The following is a 1,052-nucleotide window of genomic DNA, read 5'->3' as shown; positions in this document are numbered from 1 at the left end:
GTAAACATTGGAACAATCGGTCACGTTGACCACGGTAAGACAACTTTAACAGCTGCTATCACAACAGTATTAGCAAACAGAGGATTAGCAGAATCATTCAAATATGATGAAATTGATAAGGCTCCAGAAGAAAAAGAAAGAGGAATCACAATTAACACAGCTCACGTTGAATACCAAACAGACAACAGACACTATGCACACGTTGACTGTCCAGGACACGCTGACTATGTTAAGAACATGATTACAGGAGCAGCACAAATGGATGGAGCTATCTTAGTTGTATCAGCAGCAGATGGTCCAATGCCACAAACAAGAGAACACATCCTACTAGCATCAAGAGTTGGAGTTGACTACATAGTAGTATTCTTAAACAAAGCAGATATGGTAGATGATGAAGAATTATTAGAATTAGTAGAAATGGAAGTTAGAGAATTATTATCAGAATACAACTTCCCAGGTGATGATATTCCAATAATTAAGGGATCAGCATTACAAGCTTTAGAAAACCCAACAGATGAAAAAGCAATCGCACCAATCCTAGAATTAATGGATGCTGTAGATAGCTACATCCCAACACCAGAAAGAGCAACAGATAAGCCATTCTTAATGCCAGTAGAAGACGTATTTACAATCACTGGTAGAGGAACAGTTGCTACAGGAAGAGTTGAAAGAGGAGTTCTTCACGTAGGAGACGAAGTAGAAATCGTTGGATTATCAGAAGAAAGCAGAAAAGTAGTAGTAACAGGAATCGAAATGTTCAGAAAGTTACTAGACGAAGCGCAAGCTGGAGATAACATTGGAGCTCTTTTAAGAGGTGTTCAAAGAACAGAAATCGAAAGAGGTCAAGTATTAGCAAAAACTGGATCTGTTAAACCACACAACAAGTTCGTAGGTCAAGTATACGTACTTAAGAAAGAAGAAGGTGGAAGACATACTCCATTCTTCGATGGATACAGACCACAATTCTACTTCAGAACAACAGACGTTACTGGATCAATCAAATTACCAGAAGGAATGGAAATGGTTATGCCAGGAGACCACATTGATATGAA

Annotated in this window: 1 protein-coding gene; it reads left to right on the top strand. The window is 38.5% G+C overall.

Going from position 1 to position 1,052, the window contains the following annotated elements:
- The coding region (tuf, locus tag ACQPUY_RS17685; RefSeq protein ID WP_430843363.1) for an elongation factor Tu at positions 1 to 1,052 on the top strand (1,052 nt) is incomplete at both ends.

It is taken from the genome of Clostridium nigeriense (genome assembly GCF_050585245.1).
In the GTDB taxonomy this organism is placed as follows: Bacteria; Bacillota; Clostridia; order Clostridiales; family Clostridiaceae; genus Clostridium; species Clostridium nigeriense_A.
The sequence above is the reverse complement of the archived record's forward strand: the minus strand, read 5'-3'. Positions and strand labels throughout refer to the sequence as shown.